At 59.5% G+C, this 19548-nt stretch carries 17 protein-coding genes; 9 read left to right on the plus strand and 8 right to left on the minus strand.

The genetic code is table 11. From position 1 onward, the window contains the following. Positions 1-11 precede the first annotated feature (11 nt). Positions 12-284, minus strand: a complete 273-nt coding sequence (locus QMZ29_RS25675; RefSeq protein WP_101456414.1) for a hypothetical protein — start codon at positions 282-284, stop codon at positions 12-14. A 57-nt stretch (positions 285-341) separates the two neighbouring features. Between QMZ29_RS25675 and pepT the strand changes: the two genes are divergently transcribed. The 5 genes from pepT to QMZ29_RS25700 all read left to right on the plus strand — a co-directional run bounded on the left by pepT (position 342) and on the right by QMZ29_RS25700 (position 6922). Then, the gene (gene pepT / locus QMZ29_RS25680) at positions 342-1571 is read left to right on the plus strand and encodes a peptidase T (protein ID WP_004941154.1); all 1230 of its coding nucleotides are present in this window, start codon (positions 342-344) and stop codon (positions 1569-1571) included. 313 nt (positions 1572-1884) lie between these two features. Continuing rightward, a complete protein-coding gene (locus QMZ29_RS25685) occupies positions 1885-3012 on the plus strand; it encodes a tail fiber domain-containing protein (protein ID WP_060432907.1) in 1128 nt (375 codons plus the stop codon). 157 nt (positions 3013-3169) lie between these two features. Next, positions 3170-5314: an S-type pyocin domain-containing protein gene (locus QMZ29_RS25690; protein ID WP_230201379.1), complete on the plus strand. Its 2145-nt coding sequence runs from the start codon at positions 3170-3172 to the stop codon at positions 5312-5314. After that, on the plus strand, positions 5314-5571 hold the full coding sequence (locus QMZ29_RS25695; RefSeq protein ID WP_060432908.1) for a hypothetical protein: 258 nt from the start codon (positions 5314-5316) through the stop codon (positions 5569-5571). Before QMZ29_RS25690 ends, QMZ29_RS25695 begins: the two co-directional genes overlap by 1 nt. Before the next feature lie 262 nt (positions 5572-5833). Beyond that, entirely contained in the window at positions 5834-6922 is a 1089-nt protein-coding gene (locus tag QMZ29_RS25700) for a malate/lactate/ureidoglycolate dehydrogenase (RefSeq protein WP_049188248.1), read from the plus strand. A 41-nt stretch (positions 6923-6963) separates the two neighbouring features. Here the strand turns inward: QMZ29_RS25700 and QMZ29_RS25705 are convergent, their stop codons facing one another. The 3 genes from QMZ29_RS25705 to phoP all read right to left on the minus strand — a co-directional run bounded on the left by QMZ29_RS25705 (position 6964) and on the right by phoP (position 10304). Further along, on the minus strand, positions 6964-8085 hold the full coding sequence (locus QMZ29_RS25705; protein ID WP_004941161.1) for a ribosomal protein uL16 3-hydroxylase: 1122 nt from the start codon (positions 8083-8085) through the stop codon (positions 6964-6966). A gap of 84 nt (positions 8086-8169) precedes the next feature. Further along, entirely contained in the window at positions 8170-9627 is a 1458-nt protein-coding gene (gene phoQ / locus QMZ29_RS25710) for a two-component system sensor histidine kinase PhoQ (RefSeq protein ID WP_033638202.1), read from the minus strand. A gap of 5 nt (positions 9628-9632) precedes the next feature. Further along, a complete protein-coding gene (gene phoP / locus QMZ29_RS25715) occupies positions 9633-10304 on the minus strand; it encodes a two-component system response regulator PhoP (RefSeq protein ID WP_025302513.1) in 672 nt (223 codons plus the stop codon). Positions 10305-10682: 378 nt separating this feature from the next. On the opposite strand from phoP, the gene QMZ29_RS25720 reads away from it, so the two are divergent. After that, positions 10683-11702, plus strand: coding sequence for an ADP-ribosylglycohydrolase family protein (locus QMZ29_RS25720; protein WP_025302514.1), 1020 nt, complete (start codon positions 10683-10685; stop codon positions 11700-11702). A 4-nt stretch (positions 11703-11706) separates the two neighbouring features. Here QMZ29_RS25720 and QMZ29_RS25725 read toward each other — a convergent pair whose 3' ends face one another. The 4 genes from QMZ29_RS25725 to QMZ29_RS25740 form a co-directional block, all read right to left on the minus strand. Next, entirely contained in the window at positions 11707-12471 is a 765-nt protein-coding gene (locus tag QMZ29_RS25725; RefSeq protein WP_060432909.1) for a GntR family transcriptional regulator, read from the minus strand. A 115-nt stretch (positions 12472-12586) separates the two neighbouring features. Next, positions 12587-13861, minus strand: coding sequence for a c-type cytochrome (locus tag QMZ29_RS25730; RefSeq protein ID WP_025302516.1), 1275 nt, complete (start codon positions 13859-13861; stop codon positions 12587-12589). A gap of 17 nt (positions 13862-13878) precedes the next feature. Beyond that, a complete protein-coding gene (locus QMZ29_RS25735; protein ID WP_025302517.1) occupies positions 13879-15657 on the minus strand; it encodes a GMC family oxidoreductase in 1779 nt (592 codons plus the stop codon). A gap of 2 nt (positions 15658-15659) precedes the next feature. Beyond that, the gene (locus QMZ29_RS25740) at positions 15660-16376 is read right to left on the minus strand and encodes a gluconate 2-dehydrogenase subunit 3 family protein (RefSeq protein ID WP_025302518.1); all 717 of its coding nucleotides are present in this window, start codon (positions 16374-16376) and stop codon (positions 15660-15662) included. A 299-nt stretch (positions 16377-16675) separates the two neighbouring features. Here QMZ29_RS25740 and pdxR point away from each other — a divergent pair, with 299 nt between their 5' ends. From pdxR to QMZ29_RS25755, 3 genes are all read left to right on the plus strand, one after another. Beyond that, entirely contained in the window at positions 16676-18196 is a 1521-nt protein-coding gene (gene pdxR, locus QMZ29_RS25745) for a MocR-like pyridoxine biosynthesis transcription factor PdxR (RefSeq protein WP_173888656.1), read from the plus strand. Between the two features lie 115 nt (positions 18197-18311). Then, positions 18312-18764 (plus strand): GNAT family N-acetyltransferase, encoded by a 453-nt coding sequence (locus tag QMZ29_RS25750; protein ID WP_049295429.1) that lies wholly within the window; start codon positions 18312-18314, stop codon positions 18762-18764. A 15-nt stretch (positions 18765-18779) separates the two neighbouring features. Continuing rightward, positions 18780-19484 carry a GNAT family N-acetyltransferase gene (locus QMZ29_RS25755; protein ID WP_261423590.1) on the plus strand — a complete coding sequence of 235 codons (705 nt, stop codon included), beginning with the start codon at positions 18780-18782 and terminating at the stop codon, positions 19482-19484. The last annotated feature ends 64 nt before the right edge of the window (positions 19485-19548 follow it).

Below are 19548 nucleotides of genomic sequence, written 5' to 3' on the forward strand. Positions count from 1 at the left end.
TATCCCGTGGGCTAATGCAGATAGAACCGCAACTGGAAAAGACTGCCGGAGCTTGCGGGATGCCCGCTGATCAAATGAAGCTCAAACCAGTTACGCCAATGGAAATTTTTCGAGCGCGCATGATAGACGCTGAATGCCGGAATTGAAAGCCGATCCGGCCCAGATGCCGCGTTTTTCATCATGATAGCGACAAATGACCCTGTGATGACAGTGTTATTTCCCTCAGAAATCATCACAAAGATTAATGATATTGGCGAATTCTGGTTAAAAATGACCTGACGCAATATTTGATCCTGATCGGTTCCGCATAATGAAACGCGATATTCTGAGGGGCCGCTACCATGGACAAATTACTTGACCGCTTTTTCAACTACGTCTCTTTCGACACCCAGTCCAAAGCGAACGTAAAGCATGTGCCGAGCACCGACGGGCAGTTGAAGCTGGCGCGTGCGTTGCAGCAGGAAATGATCGCGCTCGGCTTCGAGCGGGTGTCGCTCAGCGAACACGGCTGCGTGATGGGCACCTGGCCGGGTAACGTCGCCTGGCCGGTGCCGGCGGTCGGTTTTATCGCCCATCTGGATACTTCGCCGGATTTCAGCGGCAAACACGTCAATCCGCAGATCGTCGAGAACTATCGCGGCGGCGACATTGCGCTCGGCATCGGTGATGAAGTGCTGTCGCCGGTGATGTTCCCGATCCTGCACCAGATGCTGGGGCAGACGCTGATCACCACCGACGGCAAAACGCTGCTGGGCGCCGACGACAAGGCCGGCATCGCCGAGATCCTCACCGCCATGGTGCGCCTGCGCGCGCGCAAAATCCCGCACGGCGACATCCGTGTGGCCTTCACCCCGGACGAGGAGGTGGGCAAAGGGGCACAGCTGTTCGACGTGGCGGCCTTCAATGCCGAATGGGCTTACACCGTGGACGGCGGCGGCGTCGGCGAGTTGGAGTGCGAGAACTTCAACGCCGCCTCGGTGACGATCAAAATCCTCGGTAACAGCGTGCACCCCGGCAGCGCCAAGGGCGTGATGGTCAACGCGCTGTCGCTGGCCACCCGCATTCATCAGGCGCTGCCGGCGGACGAAGCGCCGGAGACCACCGAAGGCTACCAGGGCTTTTATCACCTCAGCAGCATCAAGGGCAGCGTAGAGCGCGCCGAAATGCACTATATCCTGCGCGACTTCGAGCGCGAGGGGTTCGAGGCGCGCAAACGCAAAATGGTGGACATCGCCCGCGAGGTCGGCAAAGGCCTGCCCCGCGATTGCTATATCGAAGTGAGCATCGAAGACAGCTATTACAACATGCGCGAACAGGTGGCGGAGCACCCGCACGTGATCGCGCTGGCGCAGCAGGCGATGCGCGACTGCGACATCGAACCGGTGATGAAACCGATCCGCGGCGGCACCGACGGCGCGCAGCTGTCGTTCCGCGGCTTGCCGTGCCCGAACCTGTTCACCGGCGGCTACAACTACCACGGCAAGCACGAGTTCGTGACGCTGGAGGGCATGGAGCAAGCGGTGGCGGTGATCATGCGCATCGCGGCGCTGGCCGCCGAGCGGGCGCGGTAAACCCCTTCGTTCCCCGGCCGGCTTGCGCCGGCCCGTATTCCTTTTTCTGATATGCCCGGAGGGGCTCAGCGCGCCCGCCGTTCTCTGCTTCTGTTCTCTTTATAGTTCCCGCCGCTTGGTTGTCCCGTTCATCACACAACCCGTGGTGAGGGAATCCCATTATTCTTCGAGATAAAGTTCTGGTTATGCATACAGTGTTGCTGTGTGCTTAACCGGTTTTACAGCTTCGGTGCGGTGAGCCCAGTGGCCGGGGAATGCTGGGGGAATGAGCGCTGTTAACCGCCATCAAACAGGACGTAAGAGGGTAACAATCATGGCAGAAGAAAAGAAAAATGCGCAGGTGATTAACGGCGTTAATGACGATATCGCGGAACTGAAATCGCTTTCTACGCTGCGCCAGCGCGTGGTCAGCGACGGTGAAATCGTCTCCAAATCGGCCAACGGTTTTCGGCTGGCAAATGGCAATACCGGCGTGATGCTGCGTAATGATGGACGCGATTTTTATGCGCTGACGACGCCGGGTGGCCAAGCGCTTAACGGACAGTGGAACACCCTGCGCCCGTTCTCGTTCAATTTGGCGTCTGGCCGGGTTGCCTTGCGCAATGGGGTGGACATTTCCGGCGGGGCGATGGTCTCGCACAACGCGGGTATCTCCACCTCGACCACTGGTCCGATCCCGCTTATCAATGGACAAATCTATTATTCTTCCCCTGTTGAGAGCAAGTTCACCAGCGGCGATAAGACCTCAACGATGCTGATGGGCTCACGGATTGTCGGCAATGAGCAGGATTACGGCCTGCTGTCTTATCGTGACATGAAAGGAAACTGGAACGAACTCCAGGTGAAGCCTAACGCTGAGCTTTCGGTGGGGCAATTGACCAAGCGCAATCCCAATGGCTGGTTCTGGGCTGAAGGGGTTGTCAAAAAAAATGACGCGTTAAGCGTCACCCATGGTCTGCACCTGCAGGGAAATGGAAGAGTCTATGCCAACCTGTACCTTGGCGAGCGGATACGGGAAAACCAGTTTGTGGAGATTCAGGTTGGTGATGACAAAAGCAGTGGCCTATTTGAATTCCGTAATAATGGAAACGCCTTCACCAACGGCGCTTGGCACAGCAGCTCCGACGCCCGCATGAAAACGGACATCACCCAAATTGACGGCGCATTGGACAAGCTGGCCAAGATAGGCGGCTACACCTACCTCAAACAGGGCGTGCCGGAGGCCGGGGTGATCGCTCAGGAAGTGGAGAGCGTATTGCCGCAGTCGGTAACCCAAACCGAATTGAAGCTCAACGACGGCAGCGTGCTGAAGGACGCGCGGGGCATCAATATCAACGGCGTGGTGGCGTTGCTGGTTGAGGCGCTTAAGGAAGAGCGAGCGGCCCGAGAAGGGTTGGAATCGCGGTTGGCGGCGTTGGAAGGCATGATTTCCAGCCAATAACGATAATAAAACGGCGATTTATTCAATCTCTCCAAACCGGGAATCAAATTGAGAACTCAGCGACGCGGAAATATTTTTGCATGTCGACGTTTGCCAGACAGGGAATAAATCGCCTTCAGTGCATCTGATGGAATAGTAATATCCAGGAGAAAATAATATGCCACAGGAACTGAATGGCCATGGTCCTACCGCTGGAGATTATATGGGCGGCAGCGGCGATAATCTCAATGCTCGACCTGATGGTTCGACGCCAGGCGGCTCGAACGGTAATGGCGGCAGAGACAGTAGTATCAGTGGGAACTCCCGAGAGGCTGCGAAGCAACGACAGGTCAATGCCATCAAAAATGACCCTAGCGTCAAGAGTATACTGGGTAGTTTGCTAAAAATAAGACGAGCCCTTGCACCTTATGCCTCAGTATCTTTGACGGGGTTGGATGATAGTGGCAGATTGCAGGTTCAGGTAAGTGACGTTCGCGCGGTTGATGAAATAGGTGTGCGTAACGCATTAAAGTCTGAGCCACAATTAAAAAATGTCATTGGTTTTGATTTTAATAAGTCTGGAGTGACCGGTTTTGTCGGTCATATTGATACTGGCCATAAGATCGGTAATTATCAGAGTGCACCCAACGGGAACAGTAATGGTAACAATTCTACCGCTGAAGATAAGGTGTCATTAGCCACCTATTCCGAGGTGCTTAATGGAAAAATCCCGCCGGGTTTCTGGCTTGATAATAATAGGATGATGACCGAAATTACGGAGCAATATGAAATCAACGGAGGCGGCAAAGGGGACGATCGCACAGGGTATCGGCAACGCAATGTCGAAGTACCTTCTTTGACCTCGGCCTATCAACAATTTAAACAGGTAGAACGAGAAGTGGCCGAAGAGGCCCGTAAAGCTGAGGAGGCCCGAAAGGCGGAAGAGGCCCGCAGAGTCGAAGAGGCTCGTAAGGCTGAAGAGGCTCGCAAAGCCGAGGAAGCCCGTAAGGCTGAAGAGGCCCGCAAGGTGGAAGCCGCCAGAAAAGCGTTGTTCGCTAAAGCGGGTATTATGGACGCTCCGGCGTATACGCCGGAAAAGCTAAAAGCGGCCAATGCGGCGCTGGCGGCGGCAGGCGCCATGGTGCTCAACCGCGCCCCCGCCATGCTGCAGACGTCGATGGTCGGGCAAGGTGTGATGACGACCACGAGCGAACTGGCCGGCTGGGCAGCGAGCGCATCGTGGCGGGCGGCCTACGAAGTCGGCAGTATACGCGCCGGCACCGCGGTCGCCGCCGGATCGGTGCTGGGGGCTTTTGCTCTCGGCTTCTACCCGACGGAGGTCGGTGCAGGGAGTGATCGGGTGCCCGGGCGGGATGTCAATCTGTTTGCCCTGCAGGCGAGCCTGGCGGCGGCGGGCAGGGCGACCATTCAGCCCGGCATGACCTCGGTCGATTTGCCGGTGCGCGGATTTATCACCACTGACGATAACGGGAGACAGAGCGTCAACTTCGTCAGAACGGGCGTCGGCGGCGTATCGCCGAGCGTGCCGGTATTCAGACCCGTTCGCGATGACCTGACGGGGCTGGACAAAATCACGCTGCCGGCGGTGGCGGGCGCGCCGGCCAGAACGATACTGATCAACCCGGTGCCGACCGGGCCGGCTGCGCCGGCGCATACCGGCAACGGCTCACCGGGGCCCAAATCGCCAGTGCATACCGGCACCGGCATCAGGCAGGCGGACAGCATCGTGGTTACCACCTTCCCGGCGGATGTGGTGCAGGATCTGCAAGATTTTATCCTGTGGCAGCCGGATGCGCTGGAAACCGGAGTTGAAGCTGTTTATGTGATGGTGAGCAAGCCCTATGGTGAAACCAACGCCAGGGGCAAATACAGCGGGCGTGAATACAACACCAATAAAGCAGGGGGCCCCATTCAGAACCTGGATTGGAAAGGGGCTAGCATCGACCGTGCCGGCGTGGATAAGGTGAAGCTGCATACAGGGCGTTTTGAACAGACTCCGGAAAACCAAGTGATGATTGACCGTTTGGATAAAATTTTGAAAGGGGAGCTACAACCTACTGACACTGATAGGCGATTTTATACTCATGAAATCAGAGAGTTGGAGAGGTACAGGAATCTTGGCATAAAAGATGGTGAGGTTCCGCACAGTGTTCAAGAACAGAAGGCCGTATGGAATAATACACATACTGCTACGCTTGAAGACTATAGAATAAATGAAAAGGAACAGGCGCTTTATACAGATGGGGCCCTACAAGCCGCATATGAACAGGAACTGAAAGATGCTATGGGAGGGAAGAAATAATGCCTTTAAAAGATATCGTTAAAAATGAAAGTGTAGAAGATGTGCTAACTTTTTTGGGGCCGACCGCTGATTACCGTAAATTGGATCGTCTATATACCTATAATCGCTTTGATGCAATTTCCAGCGGGGAGCTCTCTTCTACTTATGATGCATTATTCCAAAAAGGGGTGCTTCAAGATCAAAATGGAAAAGTAGTGAAAGGCCCCAACTGGAAAGAGCCGAAATTCGTAACCGAGAAAAAATACGGTATCGAATAGCCATAGTTATGGTCTGATTAGTGCATCTTTAACCCCCAGCAAACGAAAGTTTGTTGGGGGTTTTCTTTTTTGGCAGGTGGAAGGGCACCGTAACGAGAGCCTTTTGCCGGGGGCTAAAGTAGCGGCGCCCGCTATTTTTGTCGCAGGCTAACGTGCGGACACTGTAGTTAAAACGGGACGCTTGCGATCGGCATAATCGCTTGCCGCAACAAGGCGTTGCTCATAGTGTGGAGGCACATTCCCCACGCATAAGGACCGCATGATGAGCACCGAATACCGTATCGCCAGCCCGCATTTGGCGCAGTTCGTTCAGGCGATTTGGCGCCAGGCCGGCAGTACGGCGCGCGAAGCCGAGCTGGTGGCCGATCATCTGGTGCAGGCCAATCTGGCCGGGCACGATTCGCACGGCGTCGGCATGATCCCCAGCTACATGGCGTCGTTGGCGCAGGGGCAATTACAGCTCAATCAGCACGCCGAAGTGGTGCGCGACGCTGGCGCGGTGCTGACGCTCGACGGCGCGCGCGGCTTCGGTCAGGTGGTGGCCAGCGAAGCGATGGCGCTGGGCATTGAACGCGCCGGCAAGCTGGGCCTGGCGGCGGTGGCGCTGCACAATGCGCACCATATCGGCCGCATCGGCCATTGGGCGGAACAGTGTGCCCGCGCCGGTTTTATCTCGATTCACTTCGTCAACGTGGTGGGCGATCCGATGGTGGCGCCGTTCGGCGGCAGCGATCGCCGCTTCGGCACCAACCCGTTCTGCGCCATTTTCCCGCGGCCGGGCCGCACGCCGCTGCTGTTGGATTTCGCCACCAGCGGCATCGCCTTCGGCAAGACTCGGGTGGCCTATAACAAAGGCTTGTCGGTGGCGCCGGGCTATCTGATCGACGAACACGGGCAACCCACCACCGAACCGAAGGTGATGCACGAAGCGCCGTTCGGGTCGCTGCTGCCGTTCGGCTTGCACAAAGGCTATGCGCTGGCGGCGATGTGCGAGATCCTCGGCGGCGCGCTCTCCGGCGGCCGCACCACCCACGACGCTACGCTGAAAGCCGACAGCGACGCCATCTTCAACTGCATGACGACCCTGATCCTCGATCCTCAGGCCTTCGACGCCCCGCAAATGCAGGCCGAGGCCGAAGCGTTTATCGGCTGGGTGAAGGCGTCGCCGCCGAGCGGCGAACAGCCGATCGCGGTGCCGGGAGAATGGGAAGAGGCCAACCGCGCGGCGCGGCTGGAGCAGGGCATACCGATAGACGCCAATACCTGGCGGCAGATTTGCGCGGCGGCGGAGCAGGCGGGCATGGCGAATGAAGCGCTGGCCGGCTTTCGCGCGCAGGCGCGGCAGGCATAAAAAAAGCCACCCGATAGGGCGGCTTGTTCGCGTACTCGCAATCAGTCGTTAAAGTACCAATAGCCGCTGTTGACCAGCGCGGTCAGCAGCGCCAGGAATGACGGGTCGTCCACCGCGTCGCCGAGCAGGGCGGCGTCGACGCTGAAGTGCTGGCACAGGGCATCTGCGGCCTGCAGCTGGTCGGTGTCGATCAGTTCGCCGTTGACGAAGCAGCGATCGCCGACCCGCAGCACGCGCAACCCGCCCAGGCGCTGCAGCGCTTCACCCTGTTGCAGCAGTTCGTAGATTTCCCCGGCCTGATACGGCGGCTCCGGCGGCGCCAGATCCAGCTCGTGGCGCGACTGGGAGATGAACTCGCCGAACCAGTGCTGGAAGTGTTCCGGCTGTTGCACCAGATCCAGCATCATCTGCCGTAAGGCGTCCACTTCCTGCGGCAGGATCTCCGCCGGGTGTTCGCGCAGTTTAACGTCCGGATCGCCGTAGCGTTTGCTGCCCAGCTCGCGCGCCAGCACGTAATCGGCGAAGCCGCTCACCAGCTCGCGGCCGTTCGGCGCGCGGAAGCCCACCGAGTAATTGAGCGCGTTTTCCAGCGCGTAGCCTTCATGCGGGAAGCCCGGCGGAATGTAGAGAATGTCGCCCGGCTCCATCTCTTCGTCGATGATGGCGTCGAACGGTTCGACCTGCAGCAGATCTGGGTGCGGGCAGTGCTGTTTCAGCGGCGTTTTTTCCCCGACGCGCCAGCGGCGGCGGCCAGTGCCCTGAATGATGAACACGTCGTACTGATCGAGGTGCGGGCCGACGCCGCCACCAGGCACCGAGAAGGAGATCATCAGGTCATCCATCCGCCAGTCCGGCAGCTGGCGGAACGGGCGCATCAGCGCGGCGGAAGGCTCATGCCAGTGGTCCACCGCCTGCACCAGCAGCGACCAGTTGTTTTCGCTCAGGTGATCGAAGCTCTCGAAGGGGCCGTGCGCAACCTGCCAACGGCCGTCCTGGTGGCTGACCAGGCGGCTGTCCACTTCGTTTTCCATCGCCAGCCCGGCCAGCTCATCCGGGGAGATCGGATCGATAAAGTTTTTGAAGCCGCGCTTCAGAATCACCGGACGCTTTTGCCAATAGCGTTGCAAAAAATCGTTCCAGTCCAGATCTAATTGATAATCCATGTTCTATTCCAGGATAGAGGAGTGAGCCTGAGTGCGATTATAACGGAAGTTTGGCCCCGTGGATCGGGGCCGCAGCGGCATAATTTACTCGTTGTGGTGGGTGTCGTGCTGGCGGGCGAAGGTGACCTGCATGCGCGCGCCGCCGAGCGGACTGTCGCTGATGACGATTTCGCCGTCGTATTGCTCGATGATCTCCGCCGCCACCGACAGGCCAAGGCCCTGGCCGGGGCGCAGGGTATCCACCCGCTGGCCGCGCTGGAAAATCAGCTGGCGCTTGCTTTCCGGGATGCCCGGGCCGTCGTCGTCGATGACGATGGTGAGGTTTTTCTCGGAGTGCAGCGAGGTGATCTCAACGAACTCCAGGCAGTATTTGCAGGCGTTTTCCAACACGTTGCCCATCACTTCCATAAAGTCGTTCTTCTCGCCCATAAAGGTCACTTCCGGCGAGATATCCAGCGTGATCACCACCCCTTTGCGCTGGTAAACCTTGTTCAGCGCCACCACCAGGCTGTCGAGCAGCGCCGGCACCGAGTGGATCTCGCGCGTCAGCACCGTCTGGCCGGAGTTGATGCTGGCCCGGTGCAGGTAGTAACCGATCTGCTGCGAGATGCGCCCGATCTGATCCAGCATGATCGGCTCGGCTTCTTCGATGGTGGTCTGCTTGCCGCTGCGCAGCGAGCGCAGGGTGCTTTGCAGCACCGCCAGCGGCGTTTTCAGGCTGTGGGTCAGATCCGACAGGGTGGTGCGATATTTGGTGTAGCGCTGGCGCTCGTTGCGCACCAGAATGTTCAGATTGCGCACCAGGCCGCGCAGTTCGCTGGGCGGGTTCTCATCCAACTGATCGCGTTCGCCGTTCTCCAGTTCGCCCACCTGATTGACCAGCGCCTTGATCGGCCGTAGGCTCCAGTAGGCCGCCAGCCACAGCAGTGGCACCACCAGCAGCAGGTTGGCCAGCAGCACGTAGCTGAACCACTCCCACACCACGTCTGAGCGCTGCAGCTCCTGCGGAATGCTGTCGACCACCACGATGGTCAGCGCCGGCAGCCGAGGCGTGGCGGCATAGGTGTTGACCGCCACCGAGTGCGTCAGCGCGTTCTGATCGGTATCGTCGTAATTCTTCAGCTGATCCTGTGCCTTGGGGTTATCCCCCAGCACTTCGCTACTGACGCGGGTGTCGGTGTCAATTTCGTAGAAGCCGGACTCTTCCAGCCATTCCTTGTTGATCAGCTTCTCCAGCTCCGGCACTTTGCGCTGGCTCCAGAGCAGGTTGCCCTTATCGTCGTAGATAAAGACCAGCGTCGGGAAGTTGAGATCGATATCGGGGGGGATGGCGATGGTGAGCTTGTTGTCTTTCCACTGCGCCAGGCTGAAGAACAGGTTGCTCTCGCCGCGCAGCAGGCGGAAGGCGGTCTTGTCGAAGCTGACGATGTAGCCGACGACCGCCACCAAACCGTAAGAGAGCGACAGCGCCAGGATCACCCCGGCGGTCGCCATCAGGAAGCGGGCGCGCAGCGAAAACGGTTTTTTATTCTTGTTGAACATCATGTTCACTTCGCGTCAAAACGATAACCCTGGCCACGTACCGTGGTGATCACTTCATGCGGGTATTCCGCCTGCACCTTTTTACGCAAACGTCCCATCAGCACGTCGATGGTGTGGCTTTCGCGCAGTTCGGCGTCCGGGTAGAGCTGCAGCATCAACGAATCCTTGCTCACCACCTTGCCGGCGTTGCGGATCAGGGTCTCGATGATGGTGTATTCAAAAGCGGTCAGCTTGATCTGCCGATCGTTGACGCTCAGTTCGCGGCGCGACAGATCGATCTGGAACGGGGGCAGCACGATCACCTGCGAAGCCAGGCCGCTGTTGCGGCGCATCAGCGCCTGCATGCGGGCGATCACTTCTTCCAGGTGGAACGGCTTGGTGACATAGTCGTCGGCACCGGCTTCCAGCACCGCCACTTTGTCCTGCCAGCTTTCGCGGGCGGTCAGCACCAGGATCGGCAGTTTGGTCTGGTGCGCGCGCCAACGGCGGATCAGGCTCAGGCCGTCTTCGCCCGGCAGGCCGAGATCGACGATGGCAATATCCGGCGCGTGTTCCTGCAGGAAATAATCGGCTTCCTTGGCGTCTTCGGCCGCGTCGACCTGATGGCCCATCTCGCGCATCTGAACGGAAAGGTGGTGGCGCAGCAAACCATTATCTTCAACAACCAGTACTCGCATGGCGAACTCCTGTGACTGTGCGGGTGAACGTCCTGTCACCCACGCGATAAAAGGGAACACGCTCTGCGGCGTGTCAGGGGATAACGCGGCCACCTGAACCATTTTGACAAAAAGTGCTGAGGCTATGGTAGGTATAACCCGCCCGGCTCGCAAGAGAACCGAAGCAATGTATTAAAATAAGCGTTATCAATTTGTTCGCCGACATTATCGACAACTTCTGATAAACGTCGGATAAACAGCGACGGGGCAACGTTAAACGCAACTTAAACGCGCCAGGCATTGTCGCGAAAGCAAAATGTGAACCGGGGCGCTTGATAAGCTTTAAAGGTACTAATAAGGTATTATCGAGATATCGGCATATTTTCTCAGGAGCGACGGATGAAGCAGTTAACCCAGGCAGAACGCATAGCGGGCGCACTTTACGGACAGATGCTGGGCGACGCGCTCGGCATGCCTTCCGAGCTGTGGCCGCGCGAGCGGGTTAAGCGCCATTTCGGTTGGATAGACGGTTTCCTTGATGGGCCGGCGGAGAACTCGGCCGCCTGCTACTTCAAGGCCGGGCAATATACCGACGATACCGCGATGGCGTTAGCGCTGGCCGATGCGCTGCGGGAGGCGAAAGGCGAGGTGGTGCCAGAGTTGATCGCCCGCAACGTGATCCGCTGGGTGGACAGTTTTGACGCCTTCAACAAGAACATTCTCGGCCCCAGTTCCAAACTGGCGCTGAGCGAGCAGAAAGCGGGAACGCCAATCGCCGAGTTGGAAAACAACGGCATCACCAACGGTGCGGCAATGCGCATTTCGCCTTTAGGCTGCGTGCTGCCGTCTGCGCCGCTGGAGGAGTTCTGTCAGCAGGTGTGGCTGGCCTCCAGCCCGACGCACAAATCTGACATCGCCGTCGCCGGGGCCGTCGCGATCGCTTGGGCGGTTGCGCGGGCGGTGGAGGGCGCGGACTGGGCCTCGATTCGCCTGGCGCTGCCGGGCGTGGCGGAGTATGCCCAGCGCCGTCAGGAGACGACGTTCAGCCCCTCGTTGGCGGCGCGTATCGAGCTGGCGTTTCAGGTGGTGGATGAAGCCAGCGATCCCGAGCAGGCCTCCGAGCGGGTGTATCAACTGATCGGCGCCGGGGTCAGCACCATCGAGTCGGTGCCGGCGGCGCTGGCGATGGTGCAGCTGGCGCAAACCGACCCTACCCGGTGCGCCGTGCTGTGCGCCAACCTGGGCGGCGATACCGACACCATCGGTGCGATGGCCACTGCGATTTGCGGCGCGCTGCATGGCGCAGAAGCGATCGAAGCCGGGTTGCTGGCGGAGTTAAAACGGATGAATCCGCTGGATATCGAGGCTTACGTTCAGGCGTTCGTGCGCTTTCGCCGCCGCCGGCAGGGCGAGGCATAACGGATCAGCTTTCGCTGGTAAACTCGTACATGTCGCTGCGGCAGAAGCTTTCGCTGTATTCGATCGGCTTCTTGCTGTGGTCGAACAGCGTTTGACGCACGATCAGCAGCGGCATCGGTTCTGATAATTGCAGCGCCCGGCGGATGTCGTCGTCGGCCATCGCAGCGCTGACCTGGCTGCGCAGCGATCCCATTTCGACGTTATTGCGCCGGAAGTAGTCGTACAGCGAGATGCCGATCTCGTCGACGTTGGCAATCGCCGCCACCACCACGTAGGACACCGCCACCGACATCGGCCGCCGATCGATCAAGTGAATGCGTTTGAGTGTGTAGATCGGCGTTCCGGCCGCCAGCTGCAGCTTTTCAGCCAGTTCAGCGCTGGCGGGTACCCGCGCGCGGCTGATCCATTGCGTATCTGGCCGGCGCCCCTGCTGTAACACCTCGCTCGAGAATCCTTTGACGTCTGCCAAAGAATAGAACAGCTTCGGTTCGGGCCGTTGCAGTTGGATAAAGGTGCCGTAACCGCGTGAACGGCCGATGAGGCCGTCCTGCTCGAGGCAGGCCAACGCTTTGCGTACCGTGATGCGCGAGATGCCGAGCCGTTCGGTGAACAGGCGCTCGCTGGGCAAAAAATCCCCCGCATTCAGCAATCCTTGATCGATAGCCTGGCGCACCGAGGCGTTGAAGCGCAAATACAGCGGCATCGCGCCCGCGCTGGCCAGATCCTGCTGCAGTTTGTCCAGCAGACGCTGGTTGGTCTCCTTGCTCATAGCCGACGGAAATCCTGTAGCCGCATTGCGATGGCTTATTTAAGGGGATTTCGCCGGGCAGCGCAACTGCCGCCGCCCGGCGATAACGATGGGTGGGCATAGGATGCCCACTGGTTCATGGCTGAGACGGGTTATCGCCGGAGCGAATGTTTTTCACCTGATCGGCGCTGACCGCCGGGGCGCTGTTACCCCAACTGGTGCGCACGAAGGTCGCGAGCTGAGCGACCTGTTCATCGCTCAACCGCCAACCGAAGTCCGGCATGGTCAGGCCGGTAGGCGCACCGATGGTTACCGGCGTCCGTGAGCCGTGGAGGATGATGCTGATCAGCGACGACGGATCTTCGCTCAGCAACGCCGGATTGCGTGCCAGCTGAGGAAACGTGTTGCGATACCCCTGGCCGTCGCTACGGTGGCAGGCAGCGCAGTTGTCCAGGTAGGTTTGTGCGCCGGGCGTGTTGACCTTACCGGTGAACAACGCCTGGGCGATGCCGTCGTTGCGCGGCGGCGATGACTTCTCATCACCGGCAGGCAGCGATTTCAGGTAGACCGCGATCGCTTTCAGATCGTCATCGTTCAGATGTTGCGTGCTGTCCTGTACCACCTCCACCATTGAGCCGAAGGCGGCGAAACGTTGGGTATGGCCGGTTTTCAGAAAGCGCGTGATCTCCTGCGCACTCCAGTCCCCTAAGCCGCTGGCGGTATCGGCGCGCAGGTTAGCGGCATGCCAGCCCTCCAACGTCCCGCCGCTCAGATAGGCTGTATCGCTTTGGCTGAGCGCCTTTTCCTGGAAGCCGATACCGCGCGGCGTGTGACATGTGCCGCAGTGACCGAGCCCCTGAACCAGATAGGCACCGCGATTCCACTCGGCGCCGCGCTGCGCATCCAGCTGATAAACACCGTCTTCGCGAAAGATCAGATCCCACAATGCCAGCGGCCAACGCATGCTGAGCGGCCAGGGAATGTCGCTTTCCCGATTCGGCTGCGCCACTGCGCTGACCTTTTGCGTGAAATACAGATAAAGATCGCGGATATCGTCATCGTTGATTTTGGCAAACGACGGGTAGGGCATGGCCGGGTACAGCCGCCTGCCGTCGCGCGCGATGCCTTTGCGAAGCGCATCGGCGAACTCGGGCAGGCTGTACCCGCCGATACCGGTTTGGCGATCGGGCGTGATGTTGGTGGAGTAAATAGCGCCGATCGGCGTGGTCATCTTCAGGCCACCGGCGAAGAGGGCGCCGCCGGGCGCGGTGTGGCAGGCCGCGCAATCCCCTGCGCGCGCCAGATATTCACCGTGTTCAATTCGCGCCGTGGAAGGGAGGGCGTCGGCCGCCTTAACCGCACCTGCGGCGAGCAACAGCAGCACCGGCAATGTGGGTGTAAATCCTTTCATCTTGAGCTCCTTAGGCGTTATGCCTGCACCAGCGGGCCAGGGTTTTTCAGGTATTGCTCGCGGATCGCTTCGGCAGAGTGATAAGCCAGCGCGCCGACGATGCCGGTTGGGTTGTAGGCCAGGTTCTGCGGGAATGCACAGGCGCCAGTGACGAATACATTGGGCACGTCCCAGCATTGCAGGTATTTGTTCACCACGCTGGTGACCGGATTGTCGCCGATGATGGCACCGCCGGTAGTGTGAGTGGATTGGTAGGGGCGCACGTCATAATGATCGCCGGTTTTTCTTACCGAGATAGCCATCTGCTTTGGTTTCATAGCGTTGGCGATGTCCGCCATTTTAGCGGTGATATGCTGGGTCATTTTGATCTCATTCGATTTCCAGTCGAAGGTCATACGCAGCAGAGGCTGACCGTAGGCGTCTTTATAGGTGGGATCCAAATCCAGATAGCAATCGCGGTATGGCATCACCGATCCTTCCGAGCCGATGCTCATTGAGTGCGGGTAATTGTCGCGGATGCCTTGTTTCCAGCCGCTGCCCCAGTTCGGCGTGCCCGGCGGCAGCATCATTTGCTGGATAGGCCGACCGCCGGTGCGGGTGGCGGAGATGTAGGCGCCGCCGATAAAACCGAGATCGGCGTGGTCGAAGTTTTCCCCGTTAAGATCGTCGATCACCGTTCCGGCGGCACCGGCGCCGATAAAGGGATTGAAATGGGTATCGCGATCGTAAAAGAGAGAAATGCCGCTGTTCATTTGATAGGCGTAGTTCTTGCCGACCACGCCCTCACCAGTGACCGGATCATAGGGTTTTCCGATGCCGGAAAGCAGCAGCAGGCGAACATTATGGAGTTGGAAAGCGCTGAGGATCACCAGATCGGCGGGTTGCTCTACTTCACGCCCTTGCTCGTCGATGTAGGTGACGCCGGTGGCCTTTTTGCCGCTGCTGTCCAGATTGACCTTGATCACCTGCGCCTGGGTGCGCAGCTCAAAGTTTTTACGCTGTGTCAGTACCGGCAGGATGGTCGACTGCGGCGAGGCCTTGGAGTACATGAAGCAGCCGAAACGTTCGCAGTAACCGCAGAAGTTACAGGGGCCAAGCTGCACGCCGTACGGGTTGGTATAGGGTTCGGAACAGTTGGCGGCGGGGATAGCAAACGGATGGTAGCCTAGCGATTCGGCGGCTTTGCCAAACAGTGAGCCCGAGTAGAGCTGTTTAAGCGGCGGCGTCGGGTAGTCATTGCTACGCGGCCCTTCGAACGGATTGCCGCCCTTGATGAGCTCACCCTGCAGATTACCGGCCTTACCGGCGGTGCCGCACACCTTCTCGAACTTGTCGAAGTAAGGCTCCAACTCCTGGTAGCTGAGGGGGTAGTCCTGTAACGTCATGCCTTCCGGGATCCAGTTGGCGCCGTATTTTTCAGTGAGGGTGGTGTGCAGTTTGAGATCGGAAGGCAGGGCGCGCCAGTGCATGCCGTTCCAGTGCACGCCGGCTCCGCCGACGCCGTTGCCCGGCAAAAAAGAGCCGAGCTGGCGATAAGGCACCGCGAAATCCGCCGGCGTATGGCGCACGGTGACGGTTTCATGCGCCATTTCCTGCGCCAGCTTGAGGCGAATGCCGTAAGTCAGTTCATCGGCGATACGCGGATAAGCGAAATCAGGGTAGGTATCGCGCCGTTCACCGCGTTCCAGCGCCAGCACCTGCAGGCCGCTGTCGGTCAATTCCATTCCCATAATGGCGCCGGTCCAGCCAAAGCCGACGATCACCACATCTACCGGTGGTTTTTTTATTGTGCTCATGATTATGCATTCCTTTTGCTGGAGATACTGACCGGGTGAAGAGGATAGGGTTGGTTGGGTTTGTTGACCCAATCGGCGAAGTCCGCGCGCGCACCGGGGAAGCCTATCAATTTCCATGATGCCAGCGTTTGGTTGCCGCCGTGGATCGGATCGGCCAGATAACCTTCTTTGGTGTTTTGCAGCAGCTGTTCGAAGAAAGCTTTACCCGGCAAGGTATCCGCATCGAGTTGGCCGCTTTCCAACGCGGTCAACAGCTGTTCTTGCTCGCCATGAGACAGCTCGGCGAAAACTTTGCCGAACTGACGTTGACAGAGCTCATTGAACGCGAGGATACCGTTGCGATAGGTCTCGCGCGGCGTCAGTTTGGACTGATAGCCCAACTCCGGCGCCGATGGCACGAACGGCGGGTGCATGTACCACAGGCCGCCATGGCCGTAGGGTGTTTCCATTTGGCGATCGATGAATACCGGGACCCCCTGATCGACGGCTCCGGGGCCGTTCTCGTCGCTGGGGATCAGCCGATCGCAGGCCGCCAGCAAGAATCGCCACTCTTCGTTGTTGAAATAAACCGGAACGTAATTCGGCGAGATGCCCGCAGCCGGCGCTGCCTGGGCGTTTACCATCATGAGACCGTTACCGGCAGCGGCTAACGGGATCAGCGCCAGCGTTTTTTTCAAAAATTCACGCCGGGGCGGCGTAGGGATATGCTGTTGCGACATAATTCCACCTTGAACATGCTTCACAGTAATGCCCGCGCAGGTTTTGCATCACCTGCGCCGTCGCTCTCCAGCGACGGTAAACAGGCGGGGAAAGGAGAGGTCGTCTATCACCATATATAGTTAGCAAGCTACTTGTATGGTAATTAAGTCTAAGATCGAGAAGTGTGAAGAAACAATAAATGATCTGTTTCAAAACGTTTTTTTTACATTTCAGTTGATCGGGATCAATTTGTTAACATTCACGGTGAGCCGGCGAAGTGCAATAAGGTCGTGTTCCGCTTAACTCACATTGGAGTGCCATGGAAAACTGCATCAACGAGCCGTATGCCATAGAAGAGGCGATCGCGGCGGCTTTTTCGCCAGGTCTGCAACAAGGCCTGACCCGGCGTTCGGCGCTGCATCAGGCCCTGTTGCAGCTGATTGCCGCCGGAGAACTGCCCTGGCGGGCGAAGCTGCCGCCGAGCCGTGCGTTGGCGGCCCGGCTGACGGTGGCGCGCGACACGGTGGAACAGACCTACGCGCGGCTGGAGGCTGAGGGGTTCATCAGCCGAACGGTGGGGCGCGGCAGCTTTGTGCGTTATCGTAGTGACACGCTGCTCGGCCGTGAACTGCTGACGACGGCGACGGGGCAAGAGGCGCGGCTGGCGGAGCGCGAGCTGAGCGATCGCGGCCGGGCGCTGCTGGCGGTCAGCCATACGCCGCACACCTGCCGCCAGGCTTCGCTGACGCCTTCGCTGGCGGACCTGCGGGCGTTCCCCATCGAGCAATGGCTGCAGCAGGAAAAGCAGGCGCTGCGGCGGCACGGCGAGCGATTATTGGGGTATGCCGATCCGCAAGGGCTGCCGGAGCTGCGCGCGGAGATCGCGCACTATCTGCAGCGGGAGCGGGGCGTCAAGGCGACGGCGGAACAGGTGATCGTGGTCACCAGCTCTCAGCAGGCGTTGGCGCTGTGTACGCAGGTGCTGTTCGATCCCGGCGATGCGGTATTCGTCGAAGAGCCGGGTTACCAGGGGGCAAAAAAACTGGTGCAGTCGGCGGGGCTGCAGGCGCGGCCGATCGGCATCGATGAACAAGGGCTGGACGTCGGGCAGTTGATGCAGGCTTCGGGCGGCGGGCGGGGCGTTTACATCACGCCGTCCCATCATTACCCGCTGGGGTATTCGCTGAGCCTCGAGCGGCGGCTGGCGCTGTTGCAGTGGGCGCAGCGCTGCCGGGCCTGGATCATCGAAGACGACTACGACGCCGAGTTCAACTACGACCGGCAAACCAAGGCGGCGCTGCAGGGACTGGACAGCGGCGGGCGTACGCTGTACATCGGCACCTTCAGCAAGACGCTGTTTCCGGGGCTGCGCATCGGTTTCATGATCGCGCCGCCTCAGTTGGTGCGGCCATTGGTCGCCGCCAGGCAGTTTCAGGACGGCTACACGTCGGCGCTGGCGCAGATGACGCTGTTCCACTTCCTGCACGAGGGCGGCTACGCTGAGCATCTGCGCAATATGCGCACGCTGTACAAAGCGCGGCTGGACGTGCTGTACGACGCGGTGCATCGTCACCTTGCTACCTGGACGCGTCCGGCGCTGCCGCAGGGCGGGCTGCAGCTGGTTTGCCCGTTGGCGGATGCGGCGACGGAGCGGCGGCTGGTAGTGGCGGCCGCCGAAAGGGGGATACGGCTGTACGGCCTGGCGGACTTCTACACCGGCACACCGCAGCGCGGGGCGTTGGTGCTCGGCTTCTCGGCCTATACGCCGGATGAGATCGTGCGCTTTATCGCCACGCTGGCGCAGGTGTTCAACGCGCTGCCGGTGGAAAGCGATGGCTAAAATTGGTCTGCTCGGCGTTTTGAATTGGTCCGTATTGTACCGCCGCCATGCGGTGTATTCTGCCGCTATCCGATTATTTCCCTAATGGAAATAATATCTTACACCGTGAGGCGCTATGAACCCATCAAACCCTGAAGTGACTATCCGCAGAATCAATGGCGACGACAAAGCGCAATGGCTGGCGCTCTGGCAGGGCTATCTCGACTTTTACCGCGCCGATGTGGCGCCGCAGGTGACCGATCGCACCTACGAACGCCTGGGGCAGGATGAACAGGTGTACGGGCTGGTGGCGGAGGATGCCAACGGCCAGCTACTGGGGCTGATGAACCTGGTGTTCCACCCGTCCACCTGGAGCGCAGTCGGCTATTGTTATATCGAAGATCTCTATGTGTCGCCGCAGGCGCGCGGCCATAAGGTGTCGGAAAAGCTGTTCGAACAGGCGTACCGATTGGCAGAGACGCGCGGCAGCGATCGGGTCTACTGGATGACCCAGGAGTACAACGCGCCGGCGCGCTCGCTGTACGACAAAATCGGCAGAAGAAGCTCGTTTATCGTTTATACCCGTTAACCGCAGGAGGCGTGTATGGCAATGAATCGTTATGGTCAGTCGATTGGCGAACCGATGCCGGATTGGCAGCCGGCTCGCCGTCCGGGCGGCGCGACGCTCGGCGGGCGTTTCTGCTCGCTGGCGCCGCTCGAGCCGCAGCGGGATTACGCCGCGCTGTTCGAGGCGTTTCAACTGGCGCCGGACGGCCGCGACTGGACCTATCTGTCTATCGAGCGGCCCGATACGCCGGCGGCGATGCTGCAGCATCTGGAAACGCTGCAGGCCAACCCGACGCTGGTTAATCTGACGGTGTTCGACGCCGCCAGCGACGCGCCGGTGGGCACGGTGGCGCTGATGCGCATCGACGAGGCCAATGGCGTGCTGGAGATCGGTCACGTCAGCTGGTCGCCGTTGATGAAACAGCGCTCCAGCGCCACCGAGGCTATCGCGCTGCTGCTGCGCTATGCCTTCGACACGCTGGGCTACCGCCGCTGCGAGTGGAAGTGCGACAGCCATAACGCGCCCTCCCGCCAGGCTGCGCTGCGCTTTGGCTTTCGCTACGAGGGTAACTTCCGCTATGCGGTGATCGTCAAGGGGCGCAGCCGGGATACCGACTGGTTCGCCATCACCGCCGACCGGTGGCCGACGGTACGACAGGCGCTGGCGCGCTGGCTGAGCGCGGACAACTTCGATGCGCAGGGGCGGCAGATAGCTCGGCTGCAGGTGTTGCGCGGCGAATAATGACTAGTCCTGATATAGGTTGACACTTTTCAACCGGATAACGCCCGATGAACCTCATCGGGCG

Source organism: Serratia sp. PF-27 (genome assembly GCF_030053255.1).
Taxonomy (GTDB): Bacteria; Pseudomonadota; Gammaproteobacteria; order Enterobacterales; family Enterobacteriaceae; genus Serratia; species Serratia bockelmannii.

Bases quoted from the DNA above. Each gene is read 5' to 3' on its own strand.
- QMZ29_RS25720 (WP_025302514.1), top strand. From the start codon at position 10,683: ATGAAGCAGTTAACCCAGGCAGAACGCATAGCGGGCGCACTTTACGGA.
- pdxR (WP_173888656.1), top strand. From the start codon at position 16,676: ATGGAAAACTGCATCAACGAGCCGTATGCCATAGAAGAGGCGATCGCG.
- pepT (WP_004941154.1), top strand. From the start codon at position 342: ATGGACAAATTACTTGACCGCTTTTTCAACTACGTCTCTTTCGACACC.
- QMZ29_RS25740 (WP_025302518.1), bottom strand. From the start codon at position 16,376: ATGTCGCAACAGCATATCCCTACGCCGCCCCGGCGTGAATTTTTGAAA.
- QMZ29_RS25755 (WP_261423590.1), top strand. From the start codon at position 18,780: ATGGCAATGAATCGTTATGGTCAGTCGATTGGCGAACCGATGCCGGAT.
- QMZ29_RS25690 (WP_230201379.1), top strand. From the start codon at position 3,170: ATGCCACAGGAACTGAATGGCCATGGTCCTACCGCTGGAGATTATATG.
- QMZ29_RS25705 (WP_004941161.1), bottom strand. From the start codon at position 8,085: ATGGATTATCAATTAGATCTGGACTGGAACGATTTTTTGCAACGCTAT.
- QMZ29_RS25750 (WP_049295429.1), top strand. From the start codon at position 18,312: ATGAACCCATCAAACCCTGAAGTGACTATCCGCAGAATCAATGGCGAC.
- QMZ29_RS25700 (WP_049188248.1), top strand. From the start codon at position 5,834: ATGAGCACCGAATACCGTATCGCCAGCCCGCATTTGGCGCAGTTCGTT.
- phoQ (WP_033638202.1), bottom strand. From the start codon at position 9,627: ATGTTCAACAAGAATAAAAAACCGTTTTCGCTGCGCGCCCGCTTCCTG.
- QMZ29_RS25695 (WP_060432908.1), top strand. From the start codon at position 5,314: ATGCCTTTAAAAGATATCGTTAAAAATGAAAGTGTAGAAGATGTGCTA.
- QMZ29_RS25685 (WP_060432907.1), top strand. From the start codon at position 1,885: ATGGCAGAAGAAAAGAAAAATGCGCAGGTGATTAACGGCGTTAATGAC.
- phoP (WP_025302513.1), bottom strand. From the start codon at position 10,304: ATGCGAGTACTGGTTGTTGAAGATAATGGTTTGCTGCGCCACCACCTT.
- QMZ29_RS25725 (WP_060432909.1), bottom strand. From the start codon at position 12,471: ATGAGCAAGGAGACCAACCAGCGTCTGCTGGACAAACTGCAGCAGGAT.
- QMZ29_RS25735 (WP_025302517.1), bottom strand. From the start codon at position 15,657: ATGAGCACAATAAAAAAACCACCGGTAGATGTGGTGATCGTCGGCTTT.
- QMZ29_RS25730 (WP_025302516.1), bottom strand. From the start codon at position 13,861: ATGAAAGGATTTACACCCACATTGCCGGTGCTGCTGTTGCTCGCCGCA.